A 20,136-nucleotide genomic window follows, 5' to 3' on the forward strand; every position below is an offset into this window, starting at 1 on the left:
CCGCCGTAACCGTCGTCACCGCGCACGGACGCGTATGCCAGACTTCGGTGCATGATCAAGATCGAGCTGGGAAGCGCGCCGCGCCTGCAGGGACAGCCCGTGCGCCGGCAGTCGCTGTGGCTGTTGTTGCGATTGTGGCTGGCGGCGAAGACGGAGGACGGCGCCGGCTGGGTCCGCGAAGCCGAGCTGCGTGAACGCTTTGCCGCCACGCGCAATCTGCGCATGGTGATCAGCCGCGCCTATGCCGACTTCGAGCGCTGGGGCGTGCGCGTGGGCTGGGGCAAGGATCGCGACCGGCCGCTGCACATGCTGCCGCTGGCCGGACGCAGCCGCGGGCCGCATTGGCTGGCGCGCGGTGAAGCGGAGCGCTTGCAGATCTTCCTGCGCGGGAACGCGGTCGATGCGGAAGCGGTCGCGGTGTGGCTGGGCCTACCCGCCACAGCGGTCGTGCAAAACACTACGAGCGGCTTCGGCGAAGCGGACCCGGCCTACTGGCACGCCTGGGCGGGCGCCCGTCGCGACATGCTCGACGGGCGATTGATCGTCGATGGCGATCACGGCGCGCTCGCCGGTTATCGTCACGCGCAAGCGCTGGCCTCGGATGCGCGCTGGCAGGCGCTCGCCTTGCTGCAACAGGCCATGGTGTGGCGCCGCGCCGGCAACGCGGATGCCGCGCGTGCCGTGCTCGATGAACTGGATCGCCACTGGCACGACGTACAGGCGCCTGAACATGCCTGGCTCGGCGCCATGGCCGCCATCGTGCGCGCGTGGTGCGCGTATGCCGAGCGCGATCCGCAACGCGCGTATCAGATCTTGCGCGGTGCCATCGACGATCCGCGCTGGGCGCCGCTGTTCCAGCATCATCCGCGCGTGTGCTGCGAGCATGCCAATCTGCAGGCGCTGATCCATCGCGCGTTCGCTTTGGATGCCCAGCGCACGCAGGACGAACGCAACCGGGCCGCCGACACCGCGCTGCAACACTATCGGCTTGCGTTGACGCTCGCCAACGAAGCCGAACTGTTCGATGCCGCGGCGTCCACGGCCAGCAATCTGGGCTGGTCGATCTGGCTGTTCGAGCGTTGCGGCTTCGATGTCGGTGCCGCCGGGCCGCATTCGCCGCTGTCGTGGATCGCGCTCGCGGCGTGGCTGAGCGAGCATCACGGCGTTGGCGGCGGCTGCTGGAACAGCATCTACCTGTTGCGCATGGTGCGCGGTGGCGGGCCCGATATCGTGCATCCGGACGAGGCCGAATTCCGCCGCTGGCCGGTGTTGAGCCCGCAGCAGTTCCGGACACGCACGGCGCCCATCGAGCTCACCTCCCGTTGGCCGCGTTGGCTCGACCTCGCGACGGCGTTGCAGGCCGAAGTGGACAGCGGCCGGCTGCAGGTCGATGCCTTGCAGCGCAGCAATCTGTTGCTGGAAGTGGCCTGGTATCAGGCTTACGAAGGCGATCAGGCCTCCAGCGCCGCCGCGGCGACGCGATTGCGGCGGCGTCTGCGTGAACTGGTGCCCGCCGATCGCGTGTTCTTCCGCGAAGCGCTGCGCCGGCTGCCGCAGCTATCGTGATGAAAGATGCCCTTGCTCGTCATTCCCGCGAAAGCGGAAATCCAGCGTCTTGCGCGCGGAAGTTTGTTGATTTCCGAAAAGCTAAAGTCACTGGATTCCCGCTTTCGCGGGAATGACGAGCAAAAGCGTAAGCGCTAACGTTGAGAATCTTCTCAGCGTTCGGAATGCCCAGCCTCGTCATAGCCGCGCGGCGAGAACAGGTGCGGCTGGATCAACTCGATGAAAGCGCGCGCCTGCGGCGACAGATATTTGCCCTTGCGCACCACCACGCCGTAACTGCGCGAGGGGAAGTAGTCGCGCAGACTGCGCGCGACGAGTTTGCCGCGATCGGCCTCGGTGAGGCAGATCGAACTGACGATGGAAATGCCCATGCCCATCGCCACGTACTGCTTGATGATTTCCCAGCCGCCCACTTCCAGCGCCACGGTGTAGGGCACGCGGTTCTGCTGGAACACCAGATCGACCAGGCGATAGGTGATCTGCCGGCGCGGCGGCAGGATCAGCGGATAGGGCGAGAGATCGTCGAGTGACAACTGCGGTTGTGTCGCGAGCGGATGCTCGGGCGGCACGATCAGCATCGGTTCGAAGCGATACACCGGCGCGTAGCTGAGGTCGCCGGGCACATCGAGCATCGAGCCGACGGCGAGATCGGCGGCATCCGAGCGCACCAGGTCGGTGCCGTCGGCGGTGATCGCCGGATGCAGCGTCAGCCGCACGTCCGGATGCGCGGCGCGGAAGCCGGCGACGATCTTCGGCAGCAGATACAGGATGGTGGAGCTGTTGGCGGCGATGTTGAGCTCGCCGGCATCCAGGCCGCTGACCTTCTCGCGGAACTCCGCCGCCAGATCGTCCAGCCCTTCCACCAGCGGCTGCGCCATTTCGTAGAGCAGTTGGCCCTCGCGGGTGGGGATCAGGCGCCGGCCGCTGCGTTCGAACAGGGGCACGCCCATGTCCCGTTCCAGCGCCTGCAGCTGCAGGGTGATCGCCGGCTGCGAGACGTACAGCGCCTCGGCGGCGCGTGAGACCGAGCCCAGCCGCGCCGTCTGGCAGAAGGCGCGCAGAGGCTTGAGACGGTCGCCCTTGTAGGCGAAACGGGGGTTGGCGGTCGGGGTCGTCATGATGTTTTCAGCCTCCGGCGGCTTGCCGTTCAGTGCTCCGAGCTTTCGTGGGCACGGCAAGACGCTTTTGTTTCAATGAGTTAGAGACACTCGAGCATTTCATCTAACTAAAAATAAGTAGAACTTATGATTTAGATTGAAAAAACTCAGTTGTCAAATACTATGCGCGGGCGGATGGTGGGGGCCCCAGTTGTCGCCGGAGTCCTCCATGTCCGCAGTTCTCAAGCAAGCCTTGCCGGGCGGGATCGAAATCGCCGCCCGCGCCGATGGCCAGGACGCCCTGCTGACGCCCGAGGCCCTCGCCCTGCTGGCCGGCCTGCATCGCCGCTTCGAAGCCCGCCGCCAGGCGCTGCTGGAAGCGCGCCGCGAGCGCCAGGCCTTCTTCGACAACGGCGGCCTGCCGGATTTCCGCGAGGACACCCGCGCCATCCGCGAAGGCGACTGGCGCGTGGCGCCGCTGCCGGCGGCATTGCAGGACCGTCGCGTCGAGATCACCGGCCCGGTCGATCCGAAGATGGTCATCAATGCGCTGAACTCCGGCGCCAGCTGCTACATGGCCGACTTCGAGGATTCCACGGCGCCGACCTGGCCCAACCTGATCCTCGGCCAGCGCTCGCTGCGCGAAGCCACCGCCGGCACGCTCGAATTCGTCAACGAACAGGGCAAGCGCTACGCGCTCAAGCCCTTCGCCGAGCGTTCGGTGCTGATCGTGCGCCCGCGCGGCTGGCATCTGGACGAGAAGCACGTGCGCATCGATGGCGAACGCCTCTCCGGCGGCCTGTTCGATGTCGGCCTGTTTGCCTTCCACAATGCCAAGGCGCTGGCGCAGATCGATCGCGGTCCGTACTTCTACCTGCCCAAGCTGCAGTCGATGGAAGAAGCGGCGCTGTGGCAGGACGCGCTGTCGTACATCGAGAGCGAACTCGTCCTGCCGCAGGGCCAGCTGAAGGTCACCGTGCTGATCGAGACGCTGCCTGCGGTGTTCCAGATGCACGAGATCCTGCACGCACTGCGCGATCGCATCGCCGGGCTCAACTGCGGGCGCTGGGACTACATCTTCTCCTACATCAAGACCTTCCGCGCCCATCCTGACCGCGTGCTGCCCGAGCGCGCGCAGGTGACGATGACGCAGCCGTTCCTGAAGGCGTATTCGGAACTGCTGATCCAGACCTGCCATCGCCGCGGCGCGCATGCGATGGGCGGCATGGCGGCACAGATTCCGATCAGCGGCGACAGCGTCGCCAACGAAGCGGCGATGGAGCGCGTGCGCGCCGACAAGCTGCGCGAAGTCGGCGCCGGCCACGACGGCACCTGGGTGGCGCATCCGGCGCTGATCCCGATCGCGCGCGAGATTTTCGACAAGGGCATGCCGTCGGCCAATCAGCACGGCAAGCTGCGCGAGGACGTGCAGGCCACGCGCGACGATCTGATCGCGCCGTCCAAGGGCACGATCACGCGCAAGGGCTTCGTCGGCAACGTCGAGGTGTGCGTGCGTTATCTCGCCGCCTGGCTCGACGGCAATGGCTGCGTGCCGATCCACTGGTTGATGGAAGACGCGGCCACCGCCGAAATCGCGCGCACGCAGCTGTGGCAATGGCTGCATGTGGGCGAACAGCAGCTCGACGATGGCACGCCGATCGATTTCGAACTGTTCGACACCGTGTTGCACGAATTGCCGTCGCTGCTGGCCGGACAGGCGCTGCCCGGCGTGGCGCGCGTGCCGGAAGCCATCGGCATGCTCGACCGGCTCACCCGCAACGACACGCTCGCCGATTTCCTCACGCTGCCGGCCTACGAACGTCTCGACTGACCGGCTTCGACACAGACCACACCCCCACACATCCCTATCTACAAGACAGGGCTCAACGCAAAGGCCAATCGACCATGACCAGCAAACTGCCCACCGCCGAAGAACTGAAGCAAGACTGGGCCACCAATCCGCGCTGGAAGGGCGTCACGCGCGCCTACACCGCCGAGGATGTGGTGCGTCTGCGCGGCACCGTGCCGGTCGAGCATTCGATCGCCAAGCTCGGTGCGGAAAAGCTCTGGAATTCCCTGCAGACCGAGGATTTCGTCAACGCGCTCGGCGCGCTCACCGGCAACCAGGCCATGCAGCAGGTCAAGGCTGGCCTGAAGGCGATCTATCTTTCCGGGTGGCAGGTGGCGGCCGATGCCAACCTCGCCGGCGAGATGTATCCGGACCAGTCGCTGTATCCGGCCAACTCGGTGCCGCAGGTGGTCAAGCGCATCAACAACACGCTGCTGCGCGCCGACCAGCTGTATCACGCCGAGGGCGATGACAGCATCGACTTCCTGCAGCCGATCGTGGCCGATGCCGAAGCCGGCTTCGGCGGCGTGCTCAACGCCTTCGAACTGATGAAGGCGATGATCGAGGCCGGCGCCTCCGGCGTGCATTTCGAGGACCAGCTGGCCTCGGTGAAGAAGTGCGGCCACATGGGCGGCAAGGTGCTGGTGCCCACGCGTGAAGCGATCGAGAAGCTGACCGCCGCGCGCCTGGCCGCCGACGTCAGCGGCGTGCCGACAATTATCGTTGCCCGCACCGACGCCGAAGCCGCCGATCTGCTCACCAGCGACGTCGACGACAACGACAGGCCGTTCACCACCGGCGAGCGCACGGTGGAAGGCTTCTACAAGACCAAGAACGGCCTGGATCAGGCGATCTCGCGCGGTCTTGCCTACGCGCCGTATGCCGATCTGGTGTGGTGCGAGACCGGCAAGCCGGACCTGGAATTCGCGCGCAAGTTCGCCGAAGCGATCCACGCCAAGTATCCGGGCAAGCTGCTGGCCTACAACTGCTCGCCGTCGTTCAACTGGAAGAAGAACCTCGACGACGCCACCATCGCCAAGTTCCAGAAGGAAATCGCCACCTACGGCTACAAGTTCCAGTTCATCACCCTGGCCGGCTTCCATGCGCTGAACTACTCGATGTTCAACCTCGCCCACGGTTATGCGCGCCGCCAGATGAGCGCGTTCGTGGAGTTGCAGGAAGCCGAGTTCGCCGCCGCCGACCGCGGATTCACCGCGGTGAAGCACCAGCGCGAGGTGGGCACGGGCTACTTCGATACCGTGACGCAGACCATCCAGGGCGGCCAGTCGTCGACCGTGGCGCTGAAGGGTTCGACCGAGGAAGAGCAGTTCGAAACCAAAGCGGCGTAAGCGCCGGACTCCGAACCAGGGAGAGAGGGAAAGATGGGAGGCCGGGCTTGCCGGCCTCCCATTCTTTTTTGCGCGTTAGTTACTTGCGGACCGCCTGCGTATGCGTCTTCAGCGCCTCCGCGACGCCCGGAATGCGATCCGCGCCATCGGGCACGGTGATGCTGGACCCGTTGAAGTCATCGCCGACCGGTTGCACGCGGCCGCCCAGGCATTGCGCGAGGAAGCCCTCGGTTACCGCGTTGAAGGCCTTGTTGTTCTCCGGCCGTGCGAAGCCGTGGCCTTCGTCCGGGAACAGCACGTAGGTCACCGGGATGTTCTTCGCCTTCATCGCCTGCACGATCTGATCGCTCTCGGCCTGCTTCACGCGCGGATCGTTGGCACCTTGACCGATCAGCAACGGCTTGGTGATCTTGTCCGCATGCGTGAGCGGTGAGCGTTCGGCCAGCAGTTTCTTGCCGTCCTCGGTGCGCGGATCGCCGACGCGCTTGGCGAACTGCTCGAAGAACGAGGCCCAGTACGGCGGAATCGTCGACAGCAGCGTGTTGAGATTGGACGGGCCGACGATGTCGACGCCGCACTTGAACACATCCGGCGTGAACGTCAGGCCGACTAGCGTGGCGTAGCCGCCATAGCTGCCGCCCATGATCGCGATCTGATCCTTGGTGGTGACGTTCTGTTTCACCGCCCAGCCGGCGGCGTCGATCAGATCGTCGTGCATCTTGGCGGCCCATTCGCGATCGCCGGCGCTGGTGAAGGCCTTGCCGAAACCGGAAGAACCGCGATAGTTCACCGACAGCACCGCGTAGCCACGGTTGGCCAGCCACTGGTCGTAGCCGCTGTAGCCGTAGGTGTCGCGCGACCAGGGGCCGCCATGCACGAACAACACCAGCGGCACGGGCTTGTCGGCCTTGCCGTCGTTGTTGGCGTCGGCGGACTTGGGCAGGGTGAGGTAGCTCACCAGCGTCAGGCCGTCGCGCGCCTTGATCTCCTGCGGCCACATCGCCACCAGCGGCTTGCCGTCGAGGGCGGGGCGCGCGGAGAACAGCTTCTCCGGTTTGCCGCCGCGCGCGTAGCGATAGAACACGACAGGCGACTCGGCAGCGGAATAGGTGACGATCCAGGTCTTGTCGTCGAGCGTGCGCGAGGTGACGGAGATTTCGCCAGGGCCGAGCGCCTGCAATGTTTTCAGATCGGCGCCGATGGCGGGATCGATCGCCGTCCATTCTTCCTTGAGATAGTTCGACGCCACCGCCTGTATCACGTTCGTCTTCGGATCGCTCAGCGCGCCGCCGATGTCGACGCGCGAATCCTTGTGTACCAGCGTCTTCTTGCCGCTGGCGACATCGATGGCGAACAGCGCCGAGGTGTTGCGGCCACGCGAATCGAGGAAGTACTGGGTCTTGCCGTCGGTGGTGAAGCCGGCGGGATTGGTGGTGAGCGAATCCTCGAAGGGAATCTCGTCGACCTTCTTCCAGCCGCCCTTGCCGTCCGGAACGAGCAGATCGGAGCCCCCGTCGGGACGCGACTTCTGCGCCATCCGTACCTTGTAGTCGGCATCGGTGATATAGCCGGAGAACTCGTTCGTGTTCTTTTCCACCAGCGTGCGCTGGCCGGTAGCGAGATCGACGCGATAGAGATCGTGCCACTTCGCATCGCGATCGTTCATGCCGACCAGGATCGATTCCGGATGCAGCTGGCTCACGCCGGAGACCTCGGCGCGCGTTTTCGGGAACGGCGAGAGATCGCGCTTCGTCCCGGAGGCCACATCGACGCTGTAGACATGGAAGTCTTCGTCGCCGCCACTGTCGCGCAGGTACAGCAGCGTATCGGGACGATAGCTCCAGAAATACTGGCGGATGCCGCGTGCCTTGTCGTCGGTGACGGCCTTGGCTTTGCCCGGATCGTCGGCGGGCGCCACCCAGACGTTCATCACACCATCCACCGGCGCCAGCCAGCTCAGCGTCTTGCCATCGGGGCTGATCTGCACGCCGGCGCGTTCGGGATTGCCGAACAGTGCATCGCGCGGGATCAGTTCGACTTCAGCCGGTGTGGCCGCGGCTTGCGGCGTATCGGTCTTGGCAGCCGGTGTTTCGGCGGATTGCTTGCACGCGGCCAGCGCGAGCAGAAGGCTGGAGACAAGAATCAGGCGTTGCATGCGATCCCCCATCGTTGCGGATAATGACCGCCACACTAAGCGCTGCCGTTCCGGCATACGTTTGTGCATGGTTAAAAACGGCCATGACTGATGGCAGGGTAGGGTTCCTCGCCGATGGCGAGTTGCAAGCAAAAGAGAGCCGTGTTCGCTTGTGATCAGGTGGCTTGGGACTGCGCGGACTGATCCGCGCGCCGATAACCGATCGCCTCGGTCAGATGCGCTGTCGCGATCTGATCGCTGCCGGCCAAATCGGCGATGGTGCGAGCGACGCGCAGGATGCGATGCATGGCGCGCGCGGACAGCTGCAGCGAATCGATGGCGCGTTCGAGCAGTTGCTGGTCACGTTCGCACAGCCGGCACGACGACATCGTTTCCGCTTGTCCGAGACGCGCGTTCAACACGCCGGCGCGTTGCATCTGCATCTGCTGCGCTTGCTCGACGCGGGTGCGGATCGTGCCGCTGGCTTCTCCGTCGGGCGCATCGGGGCGCAATTCCGAGGGCGGCAGTCTCGGCACTTCGACGTGCAGATCGATGCGGTCGAGCAGCGGTCCCGAGATGCGTGCGCGATAACGGCGGATCGCATCGGGCAGGCAGCGGCAGCGGCCGGAAACATCGCCGGCCCAGCCGCAGGGGCAGGGATTCATCGCTGCGACCAGCTGGAAGCGCGCGGGGAATTCGTTCTGTCGTGCCGCGCGCGAGATGGTGACGATGCCGGATTCGAGTGGTTCGCGCAGCACTTCGAGGGCGCGGCGATCCCATTCCGGCAATTCGTCGAGGAACAGCACGCCGTTGTGCGCCAGCGAGACTTCGCCCGGACGCGGTTCGCCACCGCCGCCGACCAGGGCGACCGCGCTGGCGGTGTGGTGCGGTGCGCGGAATGGACGTTCGCGCCAGCGCGCCGGATCGAGTCCGCGTCCGCTGACCGAGGCGATCGCGGCCGCTTCGAGCGCTTCGGTTTCGCTGGCTTCCGGCAATAGGCCGGGCAGTCGTGAAGCCAGCAATGTCTTGCCGCAGCCGGGCGGCCCGATCAACAGCAGGTGATGGCCACCAGCCGCGGAGATTTCCAATGCGCGTCGCGCGTGCATCTGCCCACGCACGTCGCGCATGTCCGGGCCGCTCACCGGCTCGGCGGAAGGGGCTTCGGCGATCGGCAATGTCTTGCTGCCGTTGAGCAGCGCGCAGACTTCCAGCAACGTGCGCGCGGTGTGGACTTCAACGCCAGAAGCCAATGCGGCTTCGGCGCCGTTGGCGAGCGGCACCACCAGTTTGCGTCCCGCCTGCGCCGCGGCAAGCGCGGCGGGCAAGGCGCCATCGACGGGACGCAGTTCGCCGGTGAGGCCGAGTTCGCCGAGGAATTCGTAACCGTCGAGCGATTCCCGCGGAATTTGTCCGCTGGCGGCGAGGATGCCGAGCGCGATCGGCAGATCGAAGCGGCCGCCATCCTTCGGCAGATCCGCCGGCGCGAGGTTCACGGTGATCACGCGCGCGGGGAATTCGTATTGCGCACATTGGATCGCCGCGCGCACGCGGTCCTTGGCTTCGCGCACCGCCGCTTCCGGCAATCCGACGATCGACATCCGCGGCAAACCGCCGGCCAGATACACCTCCACCTTCACGGCGGGCGCGTGAACGCCCGAGCGCGCACGTCCGTGCACGAGTGCGAGTCCCATGACGGCGGGGATCAGTGCGAGGCGGTGTTGTCGGTGCCGGCGCGCGTTTCGAGCTCGGCGACCAGCTGCTCCAGTGCTTCGAGCTTCTCGCGCGTGCGCAGCAGCACCGCGCGCTGCACTTCGAATTCCTCGCGCGTGACCAAGTCGAGCTTGGCGAGGCCGGACTGCAGCACGGCCTTGAAGTTTTCCTGCAGTTCCTCGCGACCCTCGCGCAGGCCGGGTGGAACCAGGCTGCTGAGGCGGCGGGCGAGTTCGTCGATGGGATTGAGGTCGATCATCTGAATGTCTGTTCCTGCGATGGCGTCCCGAGCATGCGCCGCGATCCCGTGATCGCGCCATCGGAGCGTCCCGCTACGGGCAGTCAGAAAATTCTGACGGCGGCGCGCACTACATCATGGGTGGCGTTTTCCGGCAAGCGCCGAACGTCGGCGAGCACGTTCAATGAGAACGACGGTTCAGGGAGATGGATTCGCGGATGACTTCTTCCCTGAAACCGCTGATGCGCCGGTCGCCGATGAAAAGGAGAGGCACGCCCTTTCCGTTCAGAGAGACGAACTGGCGTTCGGCCTACGGCGAGAGATCGATGACATAGTCGCGATAATCGACGCCTTCGCGCATCAGCAATTCGCGCGCCTGCTTGCAATAGGGGCAAGCGGGTGTGGCGAAGATCACGACCGGCTTGTTCGCCTGTTTACGCAGTACGCTGAAACCGCCGCTTTCGTATGCCGGCGACGGAAACATCCGAGCGTGTGATGACTGGCAGCAGGATCGCTTGCAACATGTGGTGCGTGCGCTTGCGGATCATGAAAGATTTTCCAAGGCTTCATGGAAAAACCCGACCGTCCTTGGTCGGCTCGGGGGAATCAGCAATATTTCTTGACGCAGATGCTCGCCTGCTGCGCACAGAGAAACGGTGGGAATCCGGCATCGATGCAATTGGTCAAGGCGAACCATCCGGCGCCGAACGAAAGTAAGGGCTTCGATATCGTGATTTTTCTTCCTTAAAGAAATGAGGGGAGATTCGTATGCACGCACGCGAGACCGCGCACCGCATGCATGTCATGGCGTGACGGCCTGCTGCTGGCCGCCGGACGCGTGCCGCTGAGCCATTCTCTGGGGCAGAGCCTGGTCTGCGTACCATTGTTCTATCGCTTTGGCCTCGGTCTGTTCGGGCGGATCAGTTACGGCGTGGCGCTGCTGATCGCGATCGCCGTCTGGCTGCTGCTGGCGTGGCTGGCCCGCGCCTGGCTGCGGTGCCATCCGCATGGGCCGATGGAAATGTTATGGCGGCGTTTGAGCTGCGCCGGAAGCGGTCGAGCCGCCGCCTGGGCCGAAACCTGAAGGCTGTGGCCAGCCGTCGCGCGGCGCGACGGTCGACAAATCCGTCATTCACTCGCGTTATGCTGGCCGCATCAGCTTCCAGGAGATGCCGTGATGAAGATGGTGATGGCGATCATCAAGCCGTTCAAACTCGACGACGTGCGCGAGGCGCTGGCCGAGGCCGGCATCACCGGCGTCACCGTCACCGAGGTGAAGGGTTTCGGACGCCAGAAGGGTCACACCGAGTTGTACCGCGGCGCCGAGTACGTGGTGGATTTCCTGCCGAAGATCAAGCTCGAGATCGCCGTGACCGACGCGCAGGCGGAGATCGTCACCGAAGCGATCCTGAAGGCGGCCGGCACCGGCAAGATCGGTGACGGCAAGGTGTTCGTGTACGACCTGGAGCGCGTGGTGCGCATCCGCACCGGTGAGTTGGACGCGGACGCGCTCTGAGTTGCGCTCGGTCGATTACCCGAGCGCGCTTTCGACGAACGGAGGCAGGATCAACGCAGCCCTGTGGATGTCGTCGCTGTAGTACTTGGTGTCGAAGGGCTTGTTGTAGCTTTCGCCTTCGCGGAACTCGAAGTCACCGGATTTGCGTGCCAGCGTGGCGCTCCACCAGCCGGTCGGATAGCAGGGCTGCGGGAACGGCAGTGTCTTGAACGTCGTGAAACCGGCCTTGGCCATCTCGCCGCGCATTTCCTTGATCAGCTCGAGCAGCACCAGCGGTGATTCCGACTGCTGCACGAGGATGCCGTCGTCCTTCAGCGCGCGGAAGCAGGATTCGTAGAAGGCGCGGTTGAACAGGCCTTCGGCCGGGCCGACCGGGTCGGTGGAGTCGACGATGACGATGTCGAGGCTGCCGGGCGCGGCATTCTTCATGTAGGCGATGCCGTCATCGAACAGGAGTTCGGCCCGCGGATCGTTGTTGGACTCGCACAGCTCGGGGAAGTATTTCTCCGCCATGCGCGTGACCTGCTCGTCGATGTCGCATTGCACGGCCTTGCGCACGCCCGGATGCTTGAGCACCTCGCGCAGCGTGCCGCAGTCGCCGCCGCCGATGATCACCACCTGCTGCGGATCGCGATGCGTGAACAGCGCCGGGTGCGACATCATCTCGTGGTAGAGGAAGTTGTCGCGCGTGGTCAGCATCAGCGCGCCGTCGATGAGCATCAGGTTGCCCCAGTCGGTGCTCTCGTAGATCTCGATCTTCTGGAACGGCGACTGCACCTCATCGAGCTTCCGGGTGATGCGGTAGCCGATGGCGCTGCCGGCGGGGTCGAAGTTTTCGTAGAGCCAGTTCGAGGAAGTCATACGGAAAGCCAAAGGAATGGGGCCGAAGCCGGAATCCGGAAGCGTCGCTCGCAACACCGAGTCGCCAGGACGCTATCCGTACGAGGCCGCAGATTGTAGCGAACCGACATGACGATCTCCCGGAATCTGACATACGATTGCGCCCGGGGATCACGGAACGGACGGAACAGGCAATGGCATCTGCCGAGGCTTATCGGGAGCTGATCGAGCGGCTGGAGGTCGAGGCGCGGGAGTCGCCCGGGCGTTACAAGGCCAAGGTCGCGCTGTTCGCCGCGTTCGGCTTCCTCGTGCTCGGCGGGGCGCTGCTGCTGTCGCTGGGATTGTCGGTGGGGCTGGTGATCGGGCTGATCCTGATCAGTCCGGTGCTGCTGCTCAAGCTGGCCAAGCTGATCTGGATTCCGATCGCCTTCGGCTGGCTGATGTTGCGGGCGCTGTGGGTCAAATTCCCGCCGCCGGAGGGTTACCGGTTGGCGGATGGGGAAGCGCCCGTGCTGCGCGCCGAGGTCGAGCGCCTGCGCGAGGCGGCCGGTGCGCCGAAGCTCGATGGCATCTACATCGACCCCGACCTCAACGCCGCCGCGGCGACGGTGCCGCGCCTGCTCGGTCTGTTCGGCCATCGCCATTACCTGCTGCTGGGATTGCCGTTGATGCAGTTGCTGGATCGCGAGCAGTTCGCCGCCGTGGTCGCGCATGAATTCGGGCATTTCGGCGGCGGCCACGGCCGCTTCGGCGGCTGGATCTACCACGTGCGGCTGAGCTGGTATCGCCTGCTGGATGCGTTGTCGGCGCAACGCTCCTGGACCGGCCGCCTGTTCGTGCGCTTCTTCAACTGGTACGCGCCGTATTTCAACGCGTACAGCTTCGTGATGGCGCGCGGTAACGAGTATCAGGCCGATGCGGTCGCCGCGCGCGTCACCAGTCCGCAGACGATTGGGCATGCGCTGATCCGGACCAATCTGGGCAGCGAGCGGCTGTCCCAGGATTTCTGGCCCGGCGTGCGCAATGCGCTGAAATCGCAACCGCAGCCGCCGGCGTTGCTGTTCCGGGAGATGGCCAGCAACCTGCGCCAGCCGGCGGCCGAGGATGATCTGCGCCTGCAGCGCGCGCTGGGGCAGAAGCCGGATTTCGACGACACCCATCCGACGCTGGCGCAGCGTCTGGCGGCACTTGGTGTCGATGCTGGCGCGGTGGCACCGCCGACGGTCTCCGCCGCGGAGGCGCTGCTGGGCGATCTGTTGCCGAAGCTGGAGCACCGCTTCAGCGAGGAATGGCGCGGCAGCGTCGAATCGGCGTGGCAGGAGCAGCACCAGCAGGCGCAGGCCGATGCCGAGCGTTTGGCGGTACTGCAAGGACAGGCGTCGCACACGCCGGAAGAGGCCGTGGAGCTCGCGCGCCTGACCGAGGATCTGCATCCGGACGCGGATGTCCTGCCGCTGTACCAGGATGCGGTGACGCGCGCGCCCGAGAGCGCGGTCGCCCACTTCCGCCTCGGTGCGCTGTTGCTCGATCGCAAGGACGCGAGCGGCGTCGCGCACCTGCGCAAGGCGATGGAGCTGGATGCCGAAGCGGCCGAAGCGGCACTGCACCAGCTTGGCCAGTACTACTACAGCGTGGGTGACGAGGACGGTCGCTTGGGCGTGATCGCGGAGCTCGAGACGCTGTACGGGCGGCGCAACCTTGCCGCGTACGAGCGCACGGAAATCAGCACCCGGGACCGCTTCGAGGCACACGGATTGAGCGAGGAGGCGTTGCGGGAAGCCCGCGCGGTGTTCGACCGCGTCGGCAAGGTCCGCCGCGCCTGGATCGCGCGCAAGCACATCGACGATCCGGAAGGACCGCCGCATTTCGTCGTGCTGGTGGAATGGCGGTGGCTGAAGTGGATGACCAACGAACAGGCCATGCTGGATCGCGTGGCCGAAGGCTTGGAGCTGCCCGGCAGCCTCGTCGTCTTCAGCCCCGGCAATCAGCGCGGCATCGCCAAGCGCGTGCGGCAGACCGGCGCGCCCGTCTACGGCGGCTGAAGCCGCCGGAGTCACGGGCGTGCAGCCCGCGAACGGTAGAATGCGCGCTTTCTCCCCCGCCGGTAGCACGCACATGGAAGCACGCCCATGACCGCCTGGTCGCCCGACCAAGCCCGCAAGACCTATTCGATCCCGCACTGGTCGGAGGGTTATTTCGATGTCGACGCCGGCGGCCGCATCGTGGTGCGGCCGGGTGGCGAGCAGGGGCCGACCGTGGTGCTGCCGGAAGTGATCGACGCGGCGCTGGACGCCGGCGCCAACATGCCGCTGCTGGTGCGCTTCCCCGACATCCTCGGCGACCGCCTGCGCAAGCTGCAGGCCGCCTTCGCGCAGGCGCAGGCCGAGTGGGATTACAAGGGCGGCTACACCGCCGTCTATCCGATCAAGGTGAATCAGCACCAGGGCGTTGCCGGCACGCTGGCCTCGCATCATGGCGAGGGCTTCGGCCTGGAAGCCGGCAGCAAGCCAGAACTGATGGCGGTGCTGGCGTTGTCGCGGCCGGGCGGGCTGATCGTCTGCAACGGCTACAAGGATCGCGAATACATCCGCCTGGCGTTGATCGGGCGCAAGCTTGGCCTGCAGACCTTCATCGTCGTCGAGAAGCCCTCCGAGCTGCCGCTGGTGATGGAAGAGGCCAAGGCCCTCGGTGTGAAGCCGGGCCTGGGCGTGCGCATGCGCCTGGCCTCGCTCGGCGCCGGCAAGTGGCAGAACAGCGGCGGCGACAAGGCCAAGTTCGGACTGTCGCCGCGACAGGTGCTGGACCTGTGGAAATCGCTCCGCGATACCGGCATGACCGATTGCCTCGGCCTGCTGCACTTCCACATGGGCTCGCAGATTTCCAACGTGCGCGACATCGCCAACGGCATGCGCGAGGCGACGCGGTATTTCGTCGAGCTGTCGCGGCTGGGCGCGAAGATCAGCCATGTCGACGTCGGCGGCGGCCTCGGCATCGACTACGAGGGCACGCGCTCGCGCAGCTTCTGTTCGGTCAACTACGGTGTGCAGCAGTACGCCTCCAGCATCGTGCAGCCGCTGGCCGATGCCTGCGAGGAACATGGCCTCACGCCGCCGCGCATCGTCACCGAATGCGGCCGCGCGATGACCGCGCACCATGCCGTGCTGGTCGCCAACGTGTCCGAAGTGGAAACCGCGCCGGAAGGCCGCGTGCCCGACGTGCACGATGACGAGCCGGCGGTGATCCGCCATCTGCGCGAGGTTCATGCCGAGCTGGAATCGCGGCCGGCGGTCGAGTTGTTCCAGGAGGCGCAGCATTTCCACGCCGAAGGCCTGGTGCTGTATTCGCTCGGCCAGATCGACCTCGTCCACCGCGCGCGCATCGACGATCTGTTCTATGCCATCGCGCATGCGGTGAAGTCGCGCCTGACCTACGACGAGAAGAGCCATCGCCCGCTGCTCGATGAGTTGAACGAGCGCCTGGTCGACAAGTATTTCGTCAACTTCAGCGTGTTCGAATCGATGCCGGACGTGTGGGCGATCGATCAGGTGTTTCCGATCACGCCGATCGAGCGCTTGAACGAAGTGCCGACGCGGCGCGGCGTGATCGCCGATCTCACCTGCGATTCCGACGGCAAGATCGACACCTATGTCGAGAACGAGGATCTCGATACCTCGCTGCCGCTGCACGCGCTGCGTCATGGCGAGAGCTATCGGCTCGGCTTCTTCCTGGTCGGCGCCTACCAGGAAATCCTCGGCGACATCCACAATCTGTTCGGTGATACCGACGCCATCGAAGTGCGCGTGCAGGGCGAGGGTTACGCGATCGTGCAGCAGCGCAAGGGCGACACCACCGACGTGATGCTCGACTATGTCGGCTACAAGCTCGATGCGTTGCGGCAGGCCTATCGCGACAAGATCGCGGCTGCGAAATTGCCGGAAGAAGAGGCCGAGCGCTTGAACGCGGCGCTGGAAGCCGGCTTGACCGGCTACACCTATCTCGACGACGCGCCGATTGCCTGATCGGCGTGGTGATCTGTCTGCCGCATTTCAGTTTTAGGAATCGAGATGAACCGCTATCTGGTCCTCACATTGCGCAATCCGGGTTTCGATCCCGCCGTGATCGAGCCGCATTACGCGTTCCTTGATGGTTTACGCGCGCAAGGCCAGCTTGAGTTGGCCGGCCCGTTCACCGACAAGAGCGGCGGCGCCTATTTGTTGCGTGCCGAAAGCATGGACGCCGCGCTCGCCATCGCGCATGCCGATCCGGTGCATGTCACCGGATCGTCGGAGGTGACTGTCCGCGAGTGGAGCGCGAAGTAGGCTCGTGCGCGCCTACGACGAGCGGATCTGGGACCCGTTGCTGGCTCGAGATCCATGCGGTCTCCGCTAAGCCTCGGGGCGGTCGGAATCTTTCACGCCGTGCCGCTAGCCGCGATGGATTTGAAGGCCAGCGAACGACTGGCTCACCGGCATCACTTCCAGCCGATTGATATTCAGATGCGGCGGCAGGTTCGCCACCCACCAGATCGCGTCGGCGATGTCGGTGCCGGTGATCGGGAACGCGCCTTCGTAGAGCTTGTCGGACGCCGTCGCATCGCCGCTGGTGCGCACCAGGGTGAACTCGGTCTGCGCCAGGCCGGGCTCGATCGAGGTGACGCGCACGCCGGTGCCGTGCAGATCGCTGCGCAGGCCGAGCGAGAATTGGGTGACGAAGGCCTTGGTGCCGCCGTAGACGTTGCCGCCGGTGTAGGGATAGCTGCCGGCGATGGAGCTGATGTTGACGATCGCGCCCCTGCGCTCGATCAGCCTGGGCAGCAGCGCATGCGTGATCGTGGCGAGGGCGGTGACGTTGGTGTCGATCATCTGCCGCCATTGTTCCAGGCTCGCGCGCTGCGCCGGCGCGGTGCCGAGGGCGAGGCCGGCATTGTTGACGAGCACGTCGATGTCGCGGAATTCGGGCGGGATGCCCTCGAGCGCGGCGCGCAGCGCATCGGCATCGCGCATGTCGAAGGCGAGGGCATGCACGCGTTCGGCGCCATAACGCTCGACCAGGGCTTGCAGACGGTCGGCGCGGCGGCCGGTGGTGACCACGCGCCAGCCGCCTTCGATGAAGCGATCGACGGTGGCGGCGCCGAAGCCGGAAGTACCACCGGTGATGAGAATGATCTTGGACATCCCAGGATTCTAAGCCCTCTCCTTGAAAGGGAGGAGAAAGCATCAGGCATCGCGCATGCGCGATGCACTCACCAGAGAAATGGGATCAGCCGCTTGGTCGCGAGCGCGTATGCGGGATAGGCGTCGGGAAACGCTTGGGCCAGTACTTGCTCTTCGACACGGATGCGTCGGATGAACACGGCCGTCACCGGAACAACGATGACCAGCAGCGAGAGCCAGCTGCCCAGGGCGGCGCCGAACCCGTAGAAGGTGAGCAGGGAGCCGGTGTAGGAAGGGTGGCGCAGCCACCGGTAGGGACCCTTGCGGATGAGGGTCTGGCCGGGTTGGATGGCGACGTCAATGGTGAAGAATTCGGCCAGCGTGCGGACTGCCCAGTCGCGCAGGGCCATGCCGGCGAACATCAGTGCGCAACCGGTCCAGAGCAGCGGCGCGGACAGGGATGAGGGGAAGCGCCCGCCCGGCCATAACGCCAGCCAGACGGCGGCGACCAGGCAAGGGAAGAAGACGATCCGCAACAGGAACAGCGTCCCGGCATCGAGGCTCCGATCGGCGGCGCGCTTGCGGTTGATCCACCATTCGTGGGCTCCCCACAACAGACACAGGATGAGCAGAAGCACCATCTGTCGGTTCACCCTCGGGCGGGAACGCCGGAAGCATACCTGTCGGGCCGTGGGTGTCGTCTATAACGGGCATCGCACAGGCCGACGCGCTCACCACAGGAATGGGATCAACCGCTTGGTCGCGCGCGCATACGCGGGATACGCCTCGGGAAACGCATCGGCCAGCACGCGCTCCTCGATACGGATGCGCCGGATGAGCGCGATCGTCATCGGCACGACGAGGATCAGCAGCGACCCCCAGCTGCCGAGGCCGAGACCCAGGCCAAGGAGCGGCAGCAGGAACCCGGTGTAGGAAGGATGGCGTAGCCATCGATAGGGGCCGTTGCGGATCAGGGGTTGGTCCGGACGGATCGCCACGTCGATGGTGAAGAACTCGGCCAGTGTGCGCACCGCCCACACGCGCACCGCGATGCCGATGACCATCAGCGCGCAGCCGATCCAAAGCAATGACGGGATCGCGGGTTCGGGAAAATGCCCGGCCGGCCAACGCGCCAGCCAGATGCCGAAAAACAAGCTGCTGGAAACGACGATCGCCAGCACGCGCAGCGTGCCGGCGTCACGGCTGCGATCGGCCGCGCGCTTGCGACCGATCCACCATTCGCTGCACAGCCAGATCACGCACAGGACGAGCAGCGGCAGAGGCATCTTCCGTTCCCTCGCGGCGGGAAGGCCCGCAGCTTACGCGCGTCAGGCAGCCGGTTTTGTCTTCTTCGTCGCGGATTTGGCCGGGGCTTTCGCCGCCGGCGTGTCGCTGCTCTTGGTCGTCGCGGCTGGTTTGCGCTTGCGTCCGGTGGCGGCCTTGCCATTGGTGCGGCTCTTGGCGGCGCGGTGTTTCTTGAGCATGTCCTCGGCCAGCACCACGTCCTCGGACAGGATGCCGGCGGCCTTGGCGACGGCGATGCGCGCCTCGGCTTTGTTCTCGTCCGGATTGGCTTGCAGCAATTCGCGGATGACCTCGCGCAGTGCTTCCTCGGCGTTGTGCTTCAGGCGCAGGTTGTCGCCTTGCTTGAACAGGCCAAGCAGTACATCGACCACGGGTTTGATGAGTGCGGCTTCGATGACCATCGTCGTTCCCTCCCAGTGGCCGACAGGATGCCGGAAGGGGTTCTCAGGGATCGCGACCCCGTGAGACGGTGAACCTGAAGCTTTTTGCGATGCGTCGCGAACTGCGAAACGACCCGCCGTCGGCGGAGGGTTTACTTCGCCTTGACCGCCATCGCGGGCAGGCCGCCATTGCCGAGCTTGCGCTTGGCCTCGGCCAGTTCGGTGGCGGTGCCGTACGGCCCCATGCGCACGCGGTAGACGGTCTTGCCGCCGATGCTGGCCGATTCGACGCGGGCATTGAGGCCGAGCATGGCGATGCGGGCCTTCAAGGTTTCGGCGTCGCCGGACGCGCCGAAGGCGCCGGCTTGCAGGATGTAGCGCGCCTGGGTGTCCGCCGCGGCGACCTGTGGTGCGGGTGTCGCGGCGGGTGTGGTGTTCGCGGATGTAGTACTCGCGGATGCAGTTGCGGGCGCCGTGGTTGTCGGTGCCGGTGTCTGCTCGGGGATCGGCGCGGGCAGGGTGTTGGCGGCGGCGGTCTGTGGCTGCTGCTGCTGTTGTTTTTGCTGTTGTTGTTGCGTGAGCTTGCGCTGACGATCTTCCTCCGCGCGCTCGCTGGCGGCGAGCTCGGCGTCGGACATCGCCACTTCCTGGCCGGGCAGCAGCGTGTAGAAATCGTACTGCTGCTTGTCGTCCTTCTCGCCCTGTGCCGGCTTGGCGTCGGTGGCGGCATGCGCGGCGGCGCCGGTGTTCGTGGCATCCGATTCCTGCACCACGCTGTCCTCGCTGGCGGACACGGCGGCCGGCTGTGCGTCGGGATTGGGCTTGGGACGGATGAAGCCGTCGCCGCCGTCGGACTTGAGCCACTTCGGCGCCATCAGGATCACGATCAGCGTCAGCACGATGCCGAGCACCAGCCAGGCCCAGCCGGGCAGGCCGCCGCTGTTGCCGGTGTTGCGTCGTGCTTGGGATTTGCCTCGTCTTGCCGCCATCAGAACTCAA

19 protein-coding genes are annotated in these 20,136 nt (G+C 65.5%); 8 read left to right on the forward strand and 11 right to left on the reverse strand.

The features are described from left to right. Positions 1-51 precede the first annotated feature (51 nt). Positions 52-1,566, forward strand: coding sequence for a hypothetical protein (locus LG367_RS02125; RefSeq protein WP_226467560.1), 1,515 nt, complete (start codon positions 52-54; stop codon positions 1,564-1,566). 152 nt (positions 1,567-1,718) lie between these two features. Here the strand turns inward: LG367_RS02125 and LG367_RS02130 are convergent, their stop codons facing one another. Next, positions 1,719-2,684: a LysR family transcriptional regulator gene (locus tag LG367_RS02130; RefSeq protein ID WP_226467561.1), complete on the reverse strand. Its 966-nt coding sequence runs from the start codon at positions 2,682-2,684 to the stop codon at positions 1,719-1,721. A gap of 208 nt (positions 2,685-2,892) precedes the next feature. On the opposite strand from LG367_RS02130, the gene aceB reads away from it, so the two are divergent. Both aceB and aceA read left to right on the forward strand, forming a co-directional pair. Then, positions 2,893-4,494, forward strand: a complete 1,602-nt coding sequence (aceB, locus tag LG367_RS02135) for a malate synthase A (protein ID WP_226467562.1) — start codon at positions 2,893-2,895, stop codon at positions 4,492-4,494. Between the two features lie 74 nt (positions 4,495-4,568). Beyond that, entirely contained in the window at positions 4,569-5,861 is a 1,293-nt protein-coding gene (aceA, locus tag LG367_RS02140; protein WP_226467563.1) for an isocitrate lyase, read from the forward strand. Positions 5,862-5,940: 79 nt separating this feature from the next. On the opposite strand, the gene LG367_RS02145 is transcribed toward aceA, so the two are convergent. The 4 genes from LG367_RS02145 to LG367_RS02160 all read right to left on the reverse strand — a co-directional run bounded on the left by LG367_RS02145 (position 5,941) and on the right by LG367_RS02160 (position 10,427). Further along, positions 5,941-8,016, reverse strand: a complete 2,076-nt coding sequence (locus tag LG367_RS02145; protein ID WP_226467564.1) for a S9 family peptidase — start codon at positions 8,014-8,016, stop codon at positions 5,941-5,943. 155 nt (positions 8,017-8,171) lie between these two features. After that, entirely contained in the window at positions 8,172-9,686 is a 1,515-nt protein-coding gene (locus tag LG367_RS02150; RefSeq protein WP_226467565.1) for a YifB family Mg chelatase-like AAA ATPase, read from the reverse strand. A gap of 11 nt (positions 9,687-9,697) precedes the next feature. Continuing rightward, positions 9,698-9,964 (reverse strand): ubiquinone biosynthesis accessory factor UbiK, encoded by a 267-nt coding sequence (gene ubiK / locus LG367_RS02155; RefSeq protein WP_226467566.1) that lies wholly within the window; start codon positions 9,962-9,964, stop codon positions 9,698-9,700. A gap of 289 nt (positions 9,965-10,253) precedes the next feature. Then, positions 10,254-10,427, reverse strand: a complete 174-nt coding sequence (locus tag LG367_RS02160; RefSeq protein WP_226467567.1) for a glutaredoxin family protein — start codon at positions 10,425-10,427, stop codon at positions 10,254-10,256. Between the two features lie 315 nt (positions 10,428-10,742). Here LG367_RS02160 and LG367_RS02165 point away from each other — a divergent pair, with 315 nt between their 5' ends. Together LG367_RS02165 and LG367_RS02170 are read left to right on the forward strand one after the other, a co-directional pair. Next, positions 10,743-11,027 (forward strand): DUF418 domain-containing protein, encoded by a 285-nt coding sequence (locus tag LG367_RS02165; RefSeq protein WP_226467568.1) that lies wholly within the window; start codon positions 10,743-10,745, stop codon positions 11,025-11,027. A 93-nt stretch (positions 11,028-11,120) separates the two neighbouring features. Further along, positions 11,121-11,459 carry a P-II family nitrogen regulator gene (locus tag LG367_RS02170; RefSeq protein WP_226467569.1) on the forward strand — a complete coding sequence of 113 codons (339 nt, stop codon included), beginning with the start codon at positions 11,121-11,123 and terminating at the stop codon, positions 11,457-11,459. A 15-nt stretch (positions 11,460-11,474) separates the two neighbouring features. Here the strand turns inward: LG367_RS02170 and speE are convergent, their stop codons facing one another. Then, complete coding sequence (gene speE, locus LG367_RS02175) at positions 11,475-12,320, reverse strand: polyamine aminopropyltransferase (RefSeq protein ID WP_226467570.1); 846 nt, start codon at positions 12,318-12,320, stop codon at positions 11,475-11,477. A 173-nt stretch (positions 12,321-12,493) separates the two neighbouring features. Between speE and LG367_RS02180 the strand changes: the two genes are divergently transcribed. From LG367_RS02180 to LG367_RS02190, 3 genes are all read left to right on the forward strand, one after another. Beyond that, on the forward strand, positions 12,494-14,341 hold the full coding sequence (locus tag LG367_RS02180; protein ID WP_226467571.1) for a M48 family metalloprotease: 1,848 nt from the start codon (positions 12,494-12,496) through the stop codon (positions 14,339-14,341). An 87-nt stretch (positions 14,342-14,428) separates the two neighbouring features. Next, on the forward strand, positions 14,429-16,318 hold the full coding sequence (gene speA / locus LG367_RS02185; RefSeq protein ID WP_226467572.1) for an arginine decarboxylase: 1,890 nt from the start codon (positions 14,429-14,431) through the stop codon (positions 16,316-16,318). Positions 16,319-16,363: 45 nt separating this feature from the next. Beyond that, entirely contained in the window at positions 16,364-16,618 is a 255-nt protein-coding gene (locus LG367_RS02190) for a YciI family protein (protein WP_226467573.1), read from the forward strand. A gap of 105 nt (positions 16,619-16,723) precedes the next feature. On the opposite strand, the gene LG367_RS02195 is transcribed toward LG367_RS02190, so the two are convergent. The 5 genes from LG367_RS02195 to LG367_RS02215 all read right to left on the reverse strand — a co-directional run bounded on the left by LG367_RS02195 (position 16,724) and on the right by LG367_RS02215 (position 20,126). Next, positions 16,724-17,473 carry an SDR family NAD(P)-dependent oxidoreductase gene (locus LG367_RS02195; RefSeq protein ID WP_226467574.1) on the reverse strand — a complete coding sequence of 250 codons (750 nt, stop codon included), beginning with the start codon at positions 17,471-17,473 and terminating at the stop codon, positions 16,724-16,726. Positions 17,474-17,541: 68 nt separating this feature from the next. Continuing rightward, a complete protein-coding gene (locus LG367_RS02200; RefSeq protein WP_226467575.1) occupies positions 17,542-18,093 on the reverse strand; it encodes a methyltransferase family protein in 552 nt (183 codons plus the stop codon). Positions 18,094-18,183: 90 nt separating this feature from the next. Continuing rightward, positions 18,184-18,738 (reverse strand): methyltransferase family protein, encoded by a 555-nt coding sequence (locus LG367_RS02205; RefSeq protein WP_226467576.1) that lies wholly within the window; start codon positions 18,736-18,738, stop codon positions 18,184-18,186. 42 nt (positions 18,739-18,780) lie between these two features. Then, positions 18,781-19,158 carry a hypothetical protein gene (locus LG367_RS02210; protein WP_226467577.1) on the reverse strand — a complete coding sequence of 126 codons (378 nt, stop codon included), beginning with the start codon at positions 19,156-19,158 and terminating at the stop codon, positions 18,781-18,783. Between the two features lie 131 nt (positions 19,159-19,289). After that, entirely contained in the window at positions 19,290-20,126 is an 837-nt protein-coding gene (locus LG367_RS02215; RefSeq protein WP_226467578.1) for an SPOR domain-containing protein, read from the reverse strand. Positions 20,127-20,136 lie beyond the last annotated feature (10 nt).

The organism is Luteimonas panaciterrae, from assembly GCF_020511115.1.
Lineage (GTDB): Bacteria > Pseudomonadota > Gammaproteobacteria > Xanthomonadales > Xanthomonadaceae > Luteimonas > Luteimonas panaciterrae.